The following is a 17,831-nucleotide window of genomic DNA, read 5'->3' as shown; positions in this document are numbered from 1 at the left end:
TTGGGAGAGGGGTTAGGGGTGAGGCTTCTTTTAATAAATATTCTCTATCTCCGTCCCCACATAATAATGCTTCAGTATCTCGTCGTACTTGTAGCCTTGCTCTCCCATCACGGCGGCACCTATCTGGCAGAGACCTACGCCGTGCCCCCATCCGGCTCCGGTCAGGATGAAGCGGGCGGGGATGCCTTCGGGCGACAGGTCTTCGCGATCGACGATAAACGCCGAACTGTAGAGGTGCGAGGGCGAAAGCGTGCGCCGTATCACCAGTTCCTTGCCGATGATGCGCGTCTGCTGCGTGCCCACAATCTTCAGTTGCCAGATGCGTCCGCTGGTGCCGCGGGCTATGGGGACGAGGTCGATGATCTGCCCGTAGTCTACCCCTGAGCGGCGTTGGATGAGGGCCGAAAGCTCCTCTTGCGTGTATTCCACCCGCCAGCGGTAGAAGTCAGTCGTTTCTTGGTCGTAGTGGTTGAGCACCTGCTTCAGGATGTGCTGGTCGGTGGTGTGGCAGAAGGCATCGGGCGTGGACCGAATCCAGCGTTCGGCTTCGGCCTCCACGGTGAGGTCGGGCAGGTCGGGGGCGGGCACCGTCGTATCGCCCTGAGGCACGCGCCAGTCGCGTTGTTTGCGCAGGTAGGGCTGGGGCGTGTCTTCCCAACAGTACTGAAACTCCTCGAACGCGCCGCCGCAGCACTTGGAGTAGCGGGTGTCGCACAAGCGTCCTCCGCTGGTCAGCACCTGTCCGCGTGTGTCGGCTACAGCTTGCCGCGCCTTTTCGGTGATGGGTCGCGTCAGTCCCTGGTAGCGCTGGCAGTGGTCGTCGGCGCAGACGTGGTAGAGCGTGTGATGCCTCACCCCCGACCCCTCTCCCAAGGAGAGGGGGGAAGGGAACATCTGCGCCAGCGCCCAACTCCTCGAAATCACCGCATGCGCCTTCAGCAGTTCTTCCGAGGCGTGGGCACTCATTTCGCTGGAGATGACGCTTACGAGGTAGTCTTCTAGGGGGAGGACGTTGACGGCGGTGAGGCGTTCGTCCTCGATGACGAATTTCAGCAGGCCGCCAAAGGTCTGGTTTTCGCGTCGTTGCCAGTGGAAGTCGATGCCGATGGTGACTTCCTGGAGCTCGAAAGTGCTGTCTGCCGACTCGGCGGGTTGCAGCATCAGGGTGTCGAAGGTCTTGTTCTGCCAGCCGATTTGCCCGTCGGCGTAGCGGACGGTTTGCGGACCCTGCACGTAGCAGGAATAGACCACGCAGCCGCCGACGTAAGTCCCCGTCAGGCGGTAGTGCGTGGAGAGGTTGAAATGGATTTCGGTGCCGGACACGATGCCGACTTCGATTATGGGTTCGTGTGTAATGTGTGGCTCTATCATAAGGTTCCCTCCCAACAAACTTCGTTCAACATTTCTTCTATCTCGTGGCTGCCGATGCGGAGGAAATCTTCTTCGCGCGGCAGGATGAATACGCCGCCCAGATCGACCGACGCGGGACTGCACAGCAGGCGGGCATCGCCTTCGGCAAAGTAGCACGAGGGGCGGTGCTTGCGGCGGGGGAAGACGAAAAGCGTCCATCCGGCGGGCTCGTACAGTGCCAGCAGGTTCAGCATCGGTTCGTCTTCGCCGGGGGCGACGGGCAGGGCGTCGTATACGCGGCGGAACAGCTGTTCGGCATCCGTGGCCGAAGGCGAAGTGATGACCAGCGTGTGGCGCGGTGCGTCGTCGAGCCGTAGCAGCCGGGCTGTGCTGCAGGTGTCTATCTGCGTCTGTCCCAGTGTGCGCCACTGGCTTTCGATGGGCATGAAGCTGCGACTGCCTGCCTGGAAGTGGGCATGGTCGGGGGCGGAGGCGCCGCAGCGGGGGCCGTTGTAGAAGACGGTGTAGTCCGTCAGCAGTCGGGCCAGTTCCAGCATGTCGTCCACCCGCGTGGCTATGCGCTGGGGCGTGTGCTCGTCCTCTACGATGGTCAGGTGGCGGGGGAAGATAGGGAAGGGGTTCAGCAACAGCTGGTAGTGCCCGCGGAAGGGGATGCCTTGCTGCTCGGACGGACGATTGGCGGGACAGAGGAAGCAGCGGCGTTCGCGCAGCGAGCGGTCGTCCACCCGTGCGGCCGACGAAACGATGCGCGCAGGGTTGAACTGCACCCGGTAGCGCACGCCCCGCACGTCCACCTCCTTCAGCTGCACGTGGGCAAGGGCCTCGTAGTTGCGGCGGGCGGTCTCCCAGGTGGCAAGTTGCTGCTCGGTCAGCAGGCGTATGTTTTCGTTCAGAGTGCTCATGAAGTGTATTTCTTAATTTATTGATTTATAGTTGTTTGATCAAATGCCCGAATGCCCCGTGTGGGACACTTGCATTTCATTTGTGGGACACTTGCACGGCTCGCGAGCCACACTTGTGTGGCTCGTGTTCGACACAAGTGTTGCTCGGACGTTCTGCAAGCGCGGCATTTTTCAGGCTTTCCGCTGTCTGTTCAGTGCGATGCGCGCCTGTAGTTCCCAAGTGCGGATGCGGTCTTTGTAGAGGTTGTTGGCGTTTTGCTTCGCAATGTCGAGGGCGGCATCGGAATTGCCCTCCCAGCGGCGGCACAGATAGACCACGTCGTAAACGCGGCCTATGCGGTAGCGGCGCGAGAAGGCGAGTCCCAGGGCATAGTCCTCGCCATAGCTGGTGTTGGGCACCTTTATCGCTCGCAGCACGGGCGTGTAAAAGGCGCGGGGCGCTCCCAAGCCGTTGATGCGCAGGGCGTTGTTGCGGCCATTGTCGGGCGTCCACTCGCGGTGGTCGATGATGCCGGGCGGGATGGGGTTCATCTGGAAGTCGGTCATCAGGTACGTGCCCACCACCATGGCGCACTGTTGCTCGTAGAAGGCGCGCACGAGGGTCGAGAGCGTGTGTTCGTCCTTGTAGACGTCGTCGCTGTCCAGCTGAATGGCGAACTTACCGCACTGGGGATGGTGCACACCCACGTTCCAGCAGCCGCCGATGCCCAGGTCGTCGCGGTCGGGCACGAGGTGGATGAGGCGCGGATCGCCTGCAAATTCGTCGATGGCCTCGGTGGTGCCGTCGGTGGAGTGGTTGTCGATGACAATCAGGTTGAAGCGGAAGTCTGCTTGCTGTGACAGTACCGAGCGGATGGCGTCGCGGATGGTGCGGACACGGTTGCGCACGGGGATGATGACCGATGCTTCGTACTCGAAGTCGCCGGCATCGAAGGCCACGGACTCGAACTCTGGCTTCAGATAGGCACCCACCTCCTTCAGGTGTTCGGTGCAGGCAGCCTCCATCTCAATCTGGCGGTCGCGGTTGCGTGGGTCAACGTAGTCAAATTGCTTCTCGCCGCTCAGGCGGGTGTCGGTCTCCACTTCCGTGTAAAGGTATTCGTTGATGTGTACCAGCTGATGATGTTGCGACAGCTTGAGGCGCAGGTCGTACAGGCCGGCGTAGCGATAGTCGGACGTCATGCGGTCGGCAGCTTCCTTCAGCGCGTCGGTGCGCAGCAGCAGGACGGAGCCGAAGTCGAAGTCATCGCGCAGCGATCCCGGCTGGTAGTCGATGACGGGAGCTGTCTGTCGGCGGCCTTCCTTCAGTTGGTAATGGTCGGCATAGACCATGCCCGCTCCGCTGTCTTCCAGAATGCGTATCATACGCTCCAGGGCGAACATGCCCAGGCAGAGGGCGGTGCCCTTGGTGTAGAGCAGCGTGTAGGGTGCCTGTGCGCTTTGGGCGATGGTTTGCATCACCTGGCTGCTGAAAGGAGCTTCTGTTTCCAGAACGCCGTAACCGTTCCCCAGGTTCGCGGGTACTTTGGGCCCGATGAGGTTGATTTGTGCGACCTGTCCTGTGGCCTTCAGGCCGCTGACGGTCTGTTCTATGTCTTTGTTTCCTGTACTAAGGAGGTAGCAATCGATGTTCATAATCTGTAATAAGTAAAATATGGTGGATAATGGATTATTCTTTATACGTTCTTTCGGGGCAGGCTCACCATCCACAGCCCCAGGCAGGTGAACAGCGCATTGAATATCAGCAGTTCGTAGCTGAACTGGTAGCCGCCGAACCACGTTTCGGAATTGCGCTGCAACACGTAGCACAGTGCGGGCGAGGCAAGAGCCACCAGCGGGATGTAGCGGTCGCGCACCCTGCGTCGGCAGAAGATGCCGAAGGCGAACAGACCGAGGATGGGTCCGTAAGTATAACTGGCCAATGTATAGACAGCGTTGATGACGCTGGTATTGTTCAGCAGGTTGATGGCCACGATGACGATGCCCATCAGCACCGCCATGCCTGCGTGTACCCTGCGGCGCAGGCGGGCGACTTCGGCTTCGGTCTTGCCCTTGATGCCCAGGATGTCTACCGTGAACGAAGTGGTGAGTGCCGTCAGTGCCGAGCCCGCCGCCGAATAGGCCGATGCGGTAAGTCCCACGATGAAGAGGATGCCCACCACGACGGGCAGGTAGCCGCCGGTGGCAATCAGCGGAAACAGTTCGTCGCTCTTCTCCACCCGGATGCCGCGACTTTCGGCAAAGAGGTAGAGCAGCACGCCCAGCATCAGGAACAGCAGGATGACGAAGAACTGCAGCACGGCGCTGGTCAGCAGGTTCTTCTGCGACTCGCGCGAGTTGCGGCAGCTCAGGTTGCGTTGCATCATGTCCTGGTCCAGCCCGTTCATGGCGATGGTGGTGAATACACCTGCCAGAAATTGCTTGAAGAAGTATTGGCGGTTGTTCGGGTCGTCGAAGAAGAAGATGCGCGACATCTCGCTGGACATGACGGCTTCCGCAGCCCCATCCAGCGTGAGCCCGAGCCCTGAAGCCATGTAGCCGATGCAGAGCACGACGGACACAATCAGACAGAGCGTCTTCAGCGAGTCGGTCCAGATGAGCGACTTCACGCCTCCGCGCCAGGTGTAGAGCCACACCAATGCCACGGTCAGGGCGGCATTCAGCACGAAGGGCAGCCCGCAGGGACCAAAGACGAGCAATTGCAGGGTGATGCAGACCAGCATCAGACGCACGGCAGCTCCCAGCATCTTCGAAAGGAAGAAGAACCACGCCCCCGTGCGGTAGGATGCCCGTCCGAAGCGACTCTCCAGGTATTCATAGACCGAAACGAGATTCAGACGATAGAACAGCGGCGTGAGCACGAAGGCTATGATGAACTGCCCCGCAATGAACCCCAACACCATCTGAAGGTAGCCGAAGCCGCTGTCCTTCACCATGCCGGGCACGGAGACGTAGGTGACGCCCGATATGCTGGCGCCGATCATGGCAAACGCCACTACTGGCCACGACGAACGGCGGTTTCCGGTGAAAAAGCCCGCATTGTCGGCTTTGCGTCCCGCCAGGTAGGAGACGGTGAAGAGGATGACAAAATAGGCGGCGAGGGTAAGCAGAACAGATAGGGGAGACATGTGTGTAGTGTTTATTCGTTATACAATAGATAGGGTCGGCGTTGCTCCTTGAACCGTTCCACGTCGGGCATCCAGCGTGCTCTGATTTCTTCGGCACTGCGGCCTTCCTTGATCATCTGGCGCACGTAGGAGGTACCCATCAGCAGTTCGAAGAAGGAGGTGAAGAAGCGGTCGCCGATGTTCAGGTTGCGATAGGCATCGATGACGTAGGTCAGGTTGAGGCCTTCGCAGCGGAGTTCTTCGTCGCCCTTTCCGCTCAGATCTGCGCCGTGGCACCGTTTGCCCAGCAGGGGCGGATTCTTGGCACCGGGCACGCTGCGCGGGGTGAAGCTGTAGGAATAGCCTTTCATATTGGGGTGCCCGTATATCTGGAAAGGTTTGTCTGTTCCGCGACCCAGACTGACCACCGTCCCCTCGAACGGGCAGAGCGAGGGGTAGAGGTAAATGGCTTTCATATTGGGCAGATTGGGCGAGGGCGGTACGGGCAGGTCGTAACGTGTCTGGTGGGTGTAGTTCAGGCAGGGCACTACGGTCAGACGGCAGGTTCGCCCGGCGGGCAGCCAGCCTTCACCGTTCACCATCCGGGCCAGTTCGCCCAGTGTCATGCCGTGTACCACGGGAATAGGCAGCCAGCCTACACCACTTTTGTACTTCATGTCGAGCAGGGGACCATCGACGTAGTGGCCGTTCGGATTGGGACGGTCCAGCACGATGACGGATTTGCCATATTCGGCACAGGCGTCCATCAGGCGGCACAGGGTGATGTAATAGGTATAGAAGCGCAGACCCACGTCCTGAATGTCGGCCAGCAGCACGTCGAACTTCTTCATCGAGGTTGCCGAGGGGCGCTTGTCCTTACCGTCGTATAGGGAGAGGATGGGGACACCCGTGCGGCTGTCCACGCTGCTGCCTACCTTTTCGCCTGCGTCGGCATTGCCGCGGAAACCGTGTTCGGGCGAGAAGACGGCCACTACGCGGATGCTGTCCGCCAGCAGGCAGTCCAACAGATGCTGGTTGCCGCGCAGGCTGGTATGGTTGCCGAAGAGGGCGACACGTTTTCCCCGCAGCAGGGGGTAGTATTCGGAGGTTCGTTCGTTGCCGAGTATAATCCGTTCGCCTTGTGCCCGGACGGGCAGGCAGACTGTGAGCAGGAGCAGACAGCAGAGGGCGGTCAGGGTTTTTATACTTGCGGTTTGTCGGTGAGGTATGTTTTTCTGTTTCATTTTTTCAGTAAGACCTGGTTGTGCCCACAAAGATAATGTTATTTTTCAAGTTTTGTCTTTTGCGGCCTGCATCAATCTTCGTATAATTTGTTTATCTTTCTATTAATAAAGATAGGATGCGGTTTGGTAATATCCTGCCAAAAGCAAGCTTTTGTCTTGCTTCTGTGCTCACCTTTCGCTATCTTTGCCTCGAATGATAAACAATAGGAGGAACGCCGTTATGAAATACCCTATCGGAATGCAGAGCTTTGACCAGATTGTCGAAGGCGGATTTGTTTATGTGGACAAGACCGAACTGATTTACAACCTGACGCACGAAGGCAAGATTTACTTTCTGAGCCGTCCGCGCCGTTTCGGCAAGAGTCTGCTGATATCGACATTAGAGAAGTATTTCGAGGGACGCAAGGAACTGTTTCGCGGACTGGCCATCGAACGGCTGGAAACGGATTGGGAAGTGTATCCGGTGTTCCACGTGGACTTCAACGGGGGAAATTTCTTCAATCCCGGCGAACTGGAGGCCATATTGCAGAGTTACGTGTCCCGATGGGAAAAGAAGTACGGCGTGCAGCCCGAAAGCGATGTGAGCGTGGGCAACCGTTTTGCCCGTGTGCTCGAAGCAGCCCACGAACAGACGGGGCGCCGCTGCGTGGTGCTGATTGACGAGTACGATAAGCCGATACTGGATGTGCTCGATGCCGACACTACGCTGGAAGACCGTCACCGCAATGTGCTGAAAGGTTTCTACTCCGTATTCAAGGCGGCCGACAGTTACTTGCAGTTTGTGCTGCTGACAGGTGTTACCAAGTTTTCGCAGGTCAGTGTGTTCAGCGGTTTCAACCAACCCGATGACATCAGTATGGATGTCCGTTACGAAGCGTTGTGCGGCATCACGCAGGAAGAACTGGAGCGATACTTTGCCGAATCTATTGCTGCTATGGCGGCTGATTACGGTTGTGCGCCCGATGATATGAAGCAGCGGCTAAAACAACAGTACGATGGCTATCACTTCAGCAAAGGTCTGACGGACGTGTACAACCCCTTTAGTCTGCTCAACGCTTTCAGCAAAAAGAGTCTGGACAACTACTGGTTCCGTTCGGGCACCCCCACTTACCTCATCCGCCTGTTGGCCCACTTCAACGAGAACCTGAACGAACTGACGGGCAAATACTACCGCCCCGAAGAGTTCATCGACTACAAGGCCGATGTGGAGCGCCCCCTGCCGATGATATACCAGAGCGGCTACCTGACCATCAAAGGCTATGACATGCGCCTGAACCGCTTCTTGCTCGACTTCCCCAACAACGAGGTGAAAGACGGTTTCCTGACCATGCTGGCCACCTCGTACCTGAAGCCCAAACAACGTGTCGAGGGCTGGACCGGCGATGTGGTACTGGCCATGGAAGACGGCGATACGGAACGCCTCCGCACTCTGTTCACATCTTTTCTGGCCAGCATTCCCTACACCATGCGCCGGAAAGACGACGAGGCCGAGCGCGAACGCTACTTCCAATATACCTTCTACCTGCTGATGCGTCTGATCAGCGTTTACACCGTCTATGTGGAGAAGGTGCAGAGCCAGGGTCGTGTAGATTGCGTGGTGCAGACGCCGATGTTCATTTATGTATTCGAGTTCAAGCTGGACGGCACCGCCGCCGAGGCTATGCGCCAGATCGACTCGAAAGGCTATGCCCTGGAGTATTCGGCCGATCCGCGCCGGGTATTTAAGATTGGCGCCGCCTTCTCGTCCGAGACGGGCACCATCAGCGACTGGGAAGTGCGCTGACCTCCGCCACCTGTTCAGACACCCTTTTTCTGCCCCGCCGAGCGACGCTTGTACGGCTCGTGTGGGACACTTGCATTTCATTTGTGGGACACTTGTACGGCTCGCGAGCCACACTTGTGTTGTTCGCAAGCGACACTTGCGCCGCTCAAACGTCCCTCACGCATCCCCCTGAAAAGCTAACTTCATGTAGGTAGACGGCAGCTTCAGAAAGCCTATTTCTGGGTATTTCACAGCTTCGGCCAAAGCCTTTACTTTGCAACGGACAATCAAAAACTGTTAGTTGCAATGAAAAGAATCGGAATTTTTTATGGTTCCAGTACCGGAACCTGTGAAGAGCTGGCCGGCATGATTGCCGACCGGCTGGGTGTGGACAAGTGCGATGTGCATAGCGCTGACCGGCTTTCGGCCGATCTCGTGGCCCGATACGACGTACTGCTGCTGGGCACCTCGACCTGGGGTGACGGCGAACTGCAAGACGACTGGTACGACGGCATCCGGGTGCTGAATTCGTCCGACCTGACGGGCAAGGATGTGGCCCTGTTCGGCTGTGGCGATTCGGAATCGTATGCCGACACGTTCTGCGACGCGATGGGCCTCTTGTACGAAGGTCTGAAAGGTAGCGGATGCCACTTCATCGGGGGCGGTGTCAGTGCCGACGGTTACATGTTTTCCTCGTCCGTTGCAGTGGTCGACGGTAACTTTGTAGGCCTGGCCCTCGACGAGGTGAACGAGAGCGACCGCACCCCGCAGCGCATCGACGACTGGATTGCCACCTTGAGGCCTCTTCTGGATTAATTGTTCTCTTTACCCTGTAGTACTTATATGACTCTCTCTCCCGACATGCACCCCGGTGATCTGAAGGTTTTTCTCAACCACGTTTACGAGTTCAAGAAAGGCGTGCGCCAGATGGTGCTTTATACCGTCAACCGGCGGTACGAGGCCTTTGCTGTGGCGCGCTTGCAAAGCCAGCACATTGCCTATCTGGTACGCCCGGTTGACGAATCGAAGATTAATCTGTTCTTCGGCAAACCCGAATGCATCCATGCCATTGCCTGCATGGTCGATAAACCGCTGAACCGGCTGACGCCCGAGGAAGACTTCATCCTGGGTGCCATGTTGGGATACGACCTTTGTGCGCAGTGCAAGCGCTACTGCGCCCGTAAATCCCGCCTCTGAGCCTCCTGGATGCACTATAACGCATGTTACATCTGTTGCGACAAATGTTTCATGCAACATTTTTGTCAGCATCCGAAACATCTGTTTCATACCCGGAAGTATGCAATGCCTACATTTGCCCAGCGTTTGAAAACAAGAAATACTTTCGTTTAACAACTAAATTCAGATACCATGAAAAAAGGTATGAAACAAATTTTCCGACAGGCCGGTACAGCCGCAGTGCTTCTGGCTCTGACATGTGGAAGCGCGCTGGCGCAGGAACAGAATGCTTCCTCCAAGAACGATGATTCTTCGAACAGTAAAGAAGAAGGTAACCGTAACGTCATGCTGAATGCCGCCAGTGCCAACGGCCCGCGCGAAATCCAGATCGGACTCCCCTCGGCCGACGTCAACGTACTGGAAAACGGTATCCCCGTCACTTATGCCACCAACCCGCACTCCGTCAACTCTCTGTGGCGCGCCGATGCCAGCCTGAGCCACGTGGGACTGCTGAAAATCTCGGAAACGGCCATCACGACTGGTAACATCGGTTACGCCGTCAACTCTTTCACCCAACTCGGACAAAAAGGATTCAACGGAACACTTAACTATAAGAGCAACCACTTCGGTATGCAGGAGTTCTCGCTCAACCTGAACGGCGACATCGCCAAAGACTGGTACTACAGCGGAAGCATCTATCAGGACTTCGACCCGGGAACGTTCAAAATCAAATCGACTCCTTTCCAGGACCGCACACAGATCTATAAGTTCGCCCTCACCAAGAAGTACAACGAAGGACGCGGCGAACTGACTGCCATCTATCACTACAGCAACAGCCATCCCGTCTACATGTACGCCACTCAGTCGGCTCCCTTCGTCTACGTGGGCGACGGTAGTGTGAAGGAGTTCGGCCAGTTTGCCCTCGGAACTACCTCTTACCTGCCGATGGACAACGAAATGGTATACCGCGACATGCGTACCGGAGAAGTCTGCAAGACCAACCTCTACGACGCCGTGCAGAATAAAGGCAGCGAATTTACCCTGATGAACAACTACACTTGGGACAACGGCCTGAACTGGAAGACCATCATGAAGTACGACCACTCCACCGGTTCGTGCGTCTATCAGACTCCGATGTCGCTCGACCAGAACGAAGCAGGCATCAACTACCTGTACGAAGCAGCCGACGGTAGCATGAAACCCTATACTGGCGACTACGTACAAAGCCGTATGTCGTGTCTGAACCGCGGCTTCATCGACTCCTTCATGTTCACCACCGAGCTGTCGCGCAAAGCTGGTAACAGCACTTGGCGCCTGGGACTGAACGAGTGGTACTACGACATCGACTACGCATCGGCCACTACCATGTATGACCAGTCTGTACCTACCGACGGTAGCTACCCCGTACGCCTCTACAATGCCGACTATGCTACCTACGCCGACCGCACCTATGCCGGAAACGGTTACTACTACGACTTCAACAAGAATGCATCCGAATATTACAAGGGACACGAAAACAAGATAGCCCTTTACTTCACCCACGACTGGGACGTAACCGACCAGCTGAACCTGTACTACGGTGCCCGTCTGGAATATCAGGCCCTGCGTGGCGACAATGCAGCCGTGAAGAATGCCGAGGGTAACTACGTAGGCCGTTTCGCCGACTATTACCTGGGCGCTACTGCTGCCGACGGCACCAAGATTGCCCCCACGCCCATGAGCTACGACTGGCTGAACTACGCCCTGACTGCCGCCGCTACTTATAAGCTGACCGGACAGTTCGGACTGACAGGTGACTTCACTTACATCACCCAGCACCCGAAGATCGAGAACTTTGCTCCCGCCACACTGCCCAATACCGACAAGATTTCCGTTCCCCTGGGACGTGCCGGTATCTACTACAACAACGAGTGGTTGAGCTTGACTTCACTGTTCTCTTACATCTCGAAGACCAACAACAACTCTACGCTGAACCTGCAACACAAGACAGCCGCCGGTCAGACCGAAATCATGGCCGCTCCGCTGACTTACGACATCAAAACGCTGGGTTGGACTACCGACGTGGTAACCCATCCGTTCAAGGGATTTGATTTCCACTTCCTCTTCACCTACCAGAAGCCGACCTATAAGAAGTACGAGACTTCCGTCACCTTCTCCGACGGCTATGTAGGTCAGATCAACGCTACCGGCAACATCGTAGCCGAGATTCCACAGGTCATCGTCGAAATCGACCCCAGCTACATGATCACCAAAGACCTGAAGATCTGGACCAGCTTCCGTTACTTCAGCAAGACATACGCCAACATCAACGACGCCTACTACTTCAACGGCCGCTGGGAAACCTTTGGCGGACTGAACTGGCAGGTGAACAAGAAACTGGCCTTAGGTTGCACCGTAGTCAACTTCCTGAACCAGACAGGTGCTAAAGGCAGCATTGCCGGTGCCGAACTTATCGAAAAGGAAGATGCCGGACAGTATGCCGGACACGTGATGGCAGGTAGCTACATCCGTCCGTTCACCGTAGAATTCAGCGCCAGCCTGAAGTTCTGAAACCCTAAAAGGAATCGGGAAGCCGGAAAGTGAAGGAGACACACAGACCGTCTTTTAAATGAATCATTCCTCCTGCGACGGGAGACGAAGCAATAGGTTAGGCTTCCTGATTCCTGATACTTCCCTTCGGGGAACAACCGATAGAAACACCTCTACAATTCTTTCATCTGGTGGCTCCTTCACTTTAATTTATAAAAGGCAGATAGATTGTTTTCGGATAACATTTTAATTCGTATCTTTAAACGTATAAAACAGATATTGCAACCATGAAACTTAATTTCAATCATCTGACAATGGCTTTGGCAACGGTTGCCGCACTCAGCGCCTGCCAGCCGCAGAACAACGGTATCCGCCTCGAACATCAGGGCGATACACTCACCATCGTTCACATCAGCAATCCCAAGAAATACCTCATCCTCCCCATTCAGGAATCGTGTGCCGAGGGTAAGGTGAAACTCGATACCGGCAGTCCGGCCGACATGGCGATGGACGTGCGTCTGGCTGTAGACAGCGTGGAGTATTACGTGCCTTTCGCCTTGCCGCAGGGAGCCAAAGAAGCCACTGTAACCATTGGTCGCGTGGCCGCTAACGCCATCTGCTGGGATAGCATCCGCCTGGCCGACACTTTCGATACTACCAATACCGATTATTACCGTCCCGTTTATCACCACACGCCGCTTTATGGCTGGATGAACGACGCCAACGGTCTGGTCTACAAAGACGGCGAATATCACCTGTATTTCCAGTACAACCCCTACGGATCGAAGTGGGGCAACATGCACTGGGGACACTCCGTCAGCCGCGACCTCATCCACTGGGAACACCTCGACCCGGCCATCGCACGCGACACGCTGGGACACATCTTCTCGGGTAGCTCCGTGGTTGACAAGAATAACAGCGCCGGCTACGGCAAGGACGCCATGATTGCTTTCTACACCTCGGCCAGCGACGAGCACGGACAGATACAGTGCATGGCCTACAGCAACGACAACGGCCGCACCTACACCAAGTACGAAAAGAACCCCATCCTGACTCCGTTCGACGGACTGAAGGACTTCCGCGACCCGAAAGTCTTCTGGTACGAACCCGCACAGAAGTGGTACATGATTGTTTCCGCCGACAAGAACATGCGTTTCTACTCGTCCACCGACATGAAGAACTGGGAATACCTCAGCCAGTTTGGCGAAGGTTACGGCGTACAACCCAACCAGTTTGAATGTCCCGACTTTGTACAGCTGCCTGTCGATGGCAACAAGGACAACATGAAGTGGGTGATGATTGTCAACATCAACCCCGGTTGCCCCTTCGGCGGTAGTGCTACGGAATATTTCGTAGGTGAGTTTGACGGCAAGGAATTCAAGTGCGACAACGACAAGAGCGTCACCAAGTGGCTCGACTTCGGTAAGGACCACTACGCCACTGTCTGCTTCTCGAACACCGGCGACCGCACCATCGCAGTTCCCTGGATGAGCAACTGGCAGTATGCCAACGTAACTCCCATCCGTCAGTACCGCGGTGCCAACGCCCTGCCTCGCGAGCTTTCACTCTACACCAAGGACGGTGAAATCTACATGGCTGCCAATGCTGTGAAAGAGACCGAAGGCCTGCGCAAAGGCACTACACCTGTCAACGACTTCACCCTGGCCGACGAACATCTGGTCAGCCCGCTGGCTACCGGTGCCGAAGGCGCTTGCGAACTGGAAATGGACATCACCCCGGGCAAAGCACAAACCACAGGCTTCCAACTGCTAAACGATAAAGGCGAAAAGGTAGACATCTACCTCGACATGAAGGCCGGCCGTCTCGTCATGGATCGTACTCAGAGCGGACTGACCGCTTTCGGCGAGAAAGCAGAACCTCACGCCAAAGAGACCGACGATCACCGCAAGACCGAATCAGTGAACTACATCAACGATTTCGCTCTGGGCACCTGGGCACCGCTCTCGTTGTGCGAAGGTAAGACATATCACCTCGATGTGTTCGTAGACAAGTGCTCTGTTGAAATCTTCGTAGACGGTGGCCGCATCGCCATGACCAACCTTGTGTTCCCCACCCAGCCCTACAATGCCCTGCGTTTCTATACTCAGGGAGGTGAGGCCGAAGTGAAGAACCTGAAGATACATCAATTAGGATTGTAACACTAAAAGCCCTTATATCCCATGAAACACCTCATCGCAACGGCGGCACTTGCACTGCTCGCCACCACTACACTGAATGCCAGTGACATGAAACAAATACGCATTTCCACTGACCGCACCGACCTGGTGCTGCAGGTGGGCGACAACGGCCGCCTCTACCAGAGCTACTTTGGTGAACGGCTGCTGAATGAGTCCGACCTGAAAGAACTGGGTTGGAGCGTGCACCCCGCCTCGGACGGCAGTGTCAGCCGCCGCGGGTGGGAGGTGTACAGCGGTTCGGGCAACGAAGACTTCTTCGAACCTGCCCTGGCCGTCACTCACAACGACGGAAATCCTTCCACATGGCTCTACTACGTTTCTTCTTCCTCGCACCCCGTGGAGGGAGGCGTGCAGACCGACATCCAGCTGCGCGACGACAAGTATCCCGTCGACGTGACGCTGCACTACGTGGCCTATCCGAAGGAGAACGTCATCAAGACCTGGAGCGAAATCCGCCATCAGGAGAAGAAGCCTGTTACCTTGTCGGCCTATGCCTCGACCATGCTTTACTTCAGCCGTCCGGCTTACTACCTGACGGAGTTCAGCAGCGACTGGGCCAAGGAAGCGCAGATGAGCACGCAGCCCCTGCTTTTCGGCAAGAAGGTGATCGACACCAAGCTGGGCAGCCGTGCCGCGATGCACACGCATCCCTTCTTCATCGTGGGGCTGGACCAGCCCGCTCAGGAACGGCAGGGCGAAGTGCTGATGGGCACGCTGGCGTGGACAGGCAACTTCCGCTTCACCTTCGAGGTGGACAATGTGGGTAACCTGCGCATCATTCCCGGCATCAATCCGTATGCGTCGGCCTACAAACTGGAACGCGATGAGGTCTTCACTACCCCCGAATTCATCTTTACACTGAGCACTGAAGGTACCGGCCAGGGCAGCCGCGACCTACAGGCCTGGGCACGCAACTACCAGCTGAAGGACGGCAAAGGCACACGCCTGACGCTGCTCAACAACTGGGAGAACACCGCCTTCGACTTCGATCAGGACATCCTGGCCGAACTGATGAAGGAAGCCAAAGACTTGGGTGTAGACATGTTTCTGCTGGACGACGGATGGTTTGGCAACAAGTATCCGCGTAAGGACGACCGTGCCGGACTGGGCGACTGGGAAGTGACGCACGACAAGCTGCCCGGCGGCATCCGTGCCCTGACCGACGCAGCCAAAGAGGCTGGCGTGAAGTTCGGACTGTGGATAGAGCCGGAAATGGTGAATCCCAAAAGCGAACTCTTCGAGCAGCATCCCGACTGGGCCATCCACTATCCCAACCGCGAGACGTACTACTACCGCAACCAGCTGGTACTTGACCTGAGCAACCCGGCCGTGCAGGACTACGTCTACGGCATCGTGGACAAGCTGCTGAAGGAGAACCCCGACATTGCTTACTTCAAGTGGGACTGCAACAGCCCCATCACCAACATCTACTCGCCCTACCTCAAGGCCGAACAGGGACAACTGTACATCGACCATGTACGCGGCGTCTATAACGTGATGAAACGGGTGAAGGACAACTATCCCGACGTGCCCATGATGCTCTGCTCGGGCGGCGGTGCACGTTGCGACTACGAGGCGCTGAAGTATTTCACCGAGTTCTGGTGCAGCGACAATACCGATCCTGTGGAGCGCATTTACATTCAATGGGGTTTCTCGCAGTTCTTCCCGGCCAAGGCCATGTGTGCTCATGTGACGAGCTGGAACAAGGCAGCTTCGGTGAAGTTCCGTACCGATGTGGCTTCGATGTGCAAGCTGGGTTTCGACCTGGGACTGAAGGAGCTGAGTGCCGACGAATTGCTCTACTGCCAGACGGCTGTGGCCAACTGGAAACGTCTGCAACCCGTCATTCTGGACGGTAGTCAGTATCGTCTGGTGTCACCTTACGAAAGCAACCACATGGCAGTAAACTACGTGAGCACGGACAGCCGCAAGGCCGTACTCTTTGCCTACGATGTCTATCCGCGCTATCAGGAGAAACTGCTGCCCGTCCGCTTGCAGGGACTTGACCCGACGAAGCGTTACAAGGTAGAGGAAATCAACCTGATGCCCGGTACACAGTCCACACTGCCTGCCAATGGCAAAGTGCTCTCGGGCGACTATCTGATGAAGGTGGGACTCGACGCTTTCGGCTTCCAGCCGATGCAGAGTCGGGTGGTGGAACTGACGGAGGTAGAATGAATATTTATGAATTAAGGAGTTAAGAAGTGAAGAAGTTAAGCCAATTCCCTATACTTGTCTGTTGTCTTTAAAGCAGAACACAATAATCGTAAGTCAAAGTATTGGCTTAACTCCTTAACTTCTTCATTCCTTTATTCCTTCAACTTCTCTAATTTCTTAAAAACAATGACCGCAAAACAACAAATGAAATACGGAAGGCTGATACCCGTCATGCTTTGCTTTTTCGCCATGGGCTTTGTTGACCTGGTGGGTATCGCTTCCAATTACGTAAAGGCCGACTTGGGGCTGACGGACTCGCAGGCCAATATTTTTCCGTCGCTTGTCTTCTTCTGGTTCCTCATTTTCTCCGTGCCGACGGGGATGCTGATGAACCGCATCGGGCGGAAGCGCACCGTGCTGCTCAGCTTGCTGGTGACTGCCGTGTCGCTGCTGCTGCCGCTCTTTGGCGACGGTTATGGGCTGATGCTCTGTTCCTTCTCGCTGCTGGGCATCGGTAATGCACTGATGCAGACTTCGCTCAACCCGCTGCTGAGCAACATCATCACGGGCGACCGCCTGGCCAGTTCGCTCACCTTCGGACAGTTTGTCAAGGCCATCGCTTCGTTTCTGGCTCCCTACATCGCCATGTGGGGTGCTACGCAGGCCATGCCTACCTTCGGACTGGGCTGGCGTGTGCTGTTCCCCGTCTACATGGTAGTGGCCGTCATTGCCATCCTGTGGCTGTCGTCTACACCCATCGAGGAAGAGAAACCCGACCAGGCATCGGGCTTTGCCGACTGCCTGCGTCTGCTGGGCCGTCCGTTCATTCTGCTGTGCTTCTTAGGCATCGTCTGCCACGTGGGCATCGACGTGGGCACCAACACCACGGCTCCCAAACTGCTGATGGAACGTGTGGGGCTGACGCTCGAAGAGGCGGGATTTGCCACGAGCCTTTACTTCATCTTCCGTACGGCGGGCTGCCTGCTGGGTACGTTCATCCTGCAACATCTGTCGGCACGCCGCTTCCTGGGCATCAGTGTAGCTTGCATGCTGGTGGCAATGGCAGGACTGCTGGTGTCCGACGCGCACTACGTCATCTACGTTTGCATCGCGCTGATCGGTTTCGGCAACTCGAATGTATTCCCCATCATCTTTGCGCAGGCGCTGACGACTGTGCCCGAGAAGAAGAACGAGGTTTCGGGTCTGATGATTATGGGCCTCTTCGGCGGCACGGTGTTCCCGTTGCTGATGGGTGTGGCCAGCGATGCAGTAGGTCAGAGTGGTGCCGTGGCCGTGATGACGGTCGGCGTACTCTATCTGATTGCCTATACGCTGAAGATGAAGAAAGCCTGATTTTAGTAAACAAGTAAACGAGTCAACAAGTA

Annotated in this window: 12 protein-coding genes; 7 read left to right on the top strand and 5 right to left on the bottom strand. The window is 56.4% G+C overall.

All coding sequences use genetic code 11. From position 1 onward, the window contains the following. Positions 1-30 precede the first annotated feature (30 nt). From Q3C19_RS03115 to Q3C19_RS03095, 5 genes are all read right to left on the bottom strand, one after another. Entirely contained in the window at positions 31-1,371 is a 1,341-nt protein-coding gene (locus Q3C19_RS03115; RefSeq protein WP_302727176.1) for a SpoIID/LytB domain-containing protein, read from the bottom strand. Further along, complete coding sequence (locus Q3C19_RS03110) at positions 1,368-2,264, bottom strand: DUF4922 domain-containing protein (RefSeq protein ID WP_302727206.1); 897 nt, start codon at positions 2,262-2,264, stop codon at positions 1,368-1,370. Before Q3C19_RS03110 ends, Q3C19_RS03115 begins: the two co-directional genes overlap by 4 nt. Before the next feature lie 180 nt (positions 2,265-2,444). After that, positions 2,445-3,908, bottom strand: coding sequence for a glycosyltransferase family A protein (locus Q3C19_RS03105; protein ID WP_302727204.1), 1,464 nt, complete (start codon positions 3,906-3,908; stop codon positions 2,445-2,447). Between the two features lie 41 nt (positions 3,909-3,949). Continuing rightward, entirely contained in the window at positions 3,950-5,401 is a 1,452-nt protein-coding gene (locus Q3C19_RS03100; RefSeq protein WP_302727174.1) for a sodium:solute symporter, read from the bottom strand. An 11-nt stretch (positions 5,402-5,412) separates the two neighbouring features. After that, the gene (locus tag Q3C19_RS03095; protein WP_302727172.1) at positions 5,413-6,624 is read right to left on the bottom strand and encodes a DUF1343 domain-containing protein; all 1,212 of its coding nucleotides are present in this window, start codon (positions 6,622-6,624) and stop codon (positions 5,413-5,415) included. 220 nt (positions 6,625-6,844) lie between these two features. On the opposite strand from Q3C19_RS03095, the gene Q3C19_RS03090 reads away from it, so the two are divergent. From Q3C19_RS03090 to Q3C19_RS03060, 7 genes are all read left to right on the top strand, one after another. Then, positions 6,845-8,407 carry an ATP-binding protein gene (locus tag Q3C19_RS03090; protein ID WP_071148425.1) on the top strand — a complete coding sequence of 521 codons (1,563 nt, stop codon included), beginning with the start codon at positions 6,845-6,847 and terminating at the stop codon, positions 8,405-8,407. A 285-nt stretch (positions 8,408-8,692) separates the two neighbouring features. Next, entirely contained in the window at positions 8,693-9,202 is a 510-nt protein-coding gene (locus tag Q3C19_RS03085; protein WP_302727169.1) for a flavodoxin, read from the top strand. 27 nt (positions 9,203-9,229) lie between these two features. Further along, on the top strand, positions 9,230-9,583 hold the full coding sequence (locus tag Q3C19_RS03080; RefSeq protein WP_071148426.1) for a DUF2023 family protein: 354 nt from the start codon (positions 9,230-9,232) through the stop codon (positions 9,581-9,583). A 171-nt stretch (positions 9,584-9,754) separates the two neighbouring features. After that, the gene (locus Q3C19_RS03075) at positions 9,755-12,112 is read left to right on the top strand and encodes a TonB-dependent receptor (RefSeq protein WP_302727167.1); all 2,358 of its coding nucleotides are present in this window, start codon (positions 9,755-9,757) and stop codon (positions 12,110-12,112) included. A gap of 266 nt (positions 12,113-12,378) precedes the next feature. Continuing rightward, positions 12,379-14,250 carry a DUF4980 domain-containing protein gene (locus tag Q3C19_RS03070; RefSeq protein ID WP_071148427.1) on the top strand — a complete coding sequence of 624 codons (1,872 nt, stop codon included), beginning with the start codon at positions 12,379-12,381 and terminating at the stop codon, positions 14,248-14,250. Between the two features lie 21 nt (positions 14,251-14,271). Further along, complete coding sequence (locus Q3C19_RS03065) at positions 14,272-16,467, top strand: alpha-galactosidase (RefSeq protein ID WP_302727165.1); 2,196 nt, start codon at positions 14,272-14,274, stop codon at positions 16,465-16,467. A 165-nt stretch (positions 16,468-16,632) separates the two neighbouring features. Then, positions 16,633-17,799: an MFS transporter gene (locus tag Q3C19_RS03060; RefSeq protein ID WP_287640848.1), complete on the top strand. Its 1,167-nt coding sequence runs from the start codon at positions 16,633-16,635 to the stop codon at positions 17,797-17,799. Positions 17,800-17,831: the final 32 nt, after the last annotated feature.

The organism is Bacteroides sp. ET489, assembly GCF_030518095.1.
Lineage (GTDB): Bacteria > Bacteroidota > Bacteroidia > Bacteroidales > Bacteroidaceae > Bacteroides > Bacteroides ndongoniae.
Note: the sequence above shows the minus strand (reverse complement) of the source record. Positions and strands in the feature narration are given on the sequence as shown.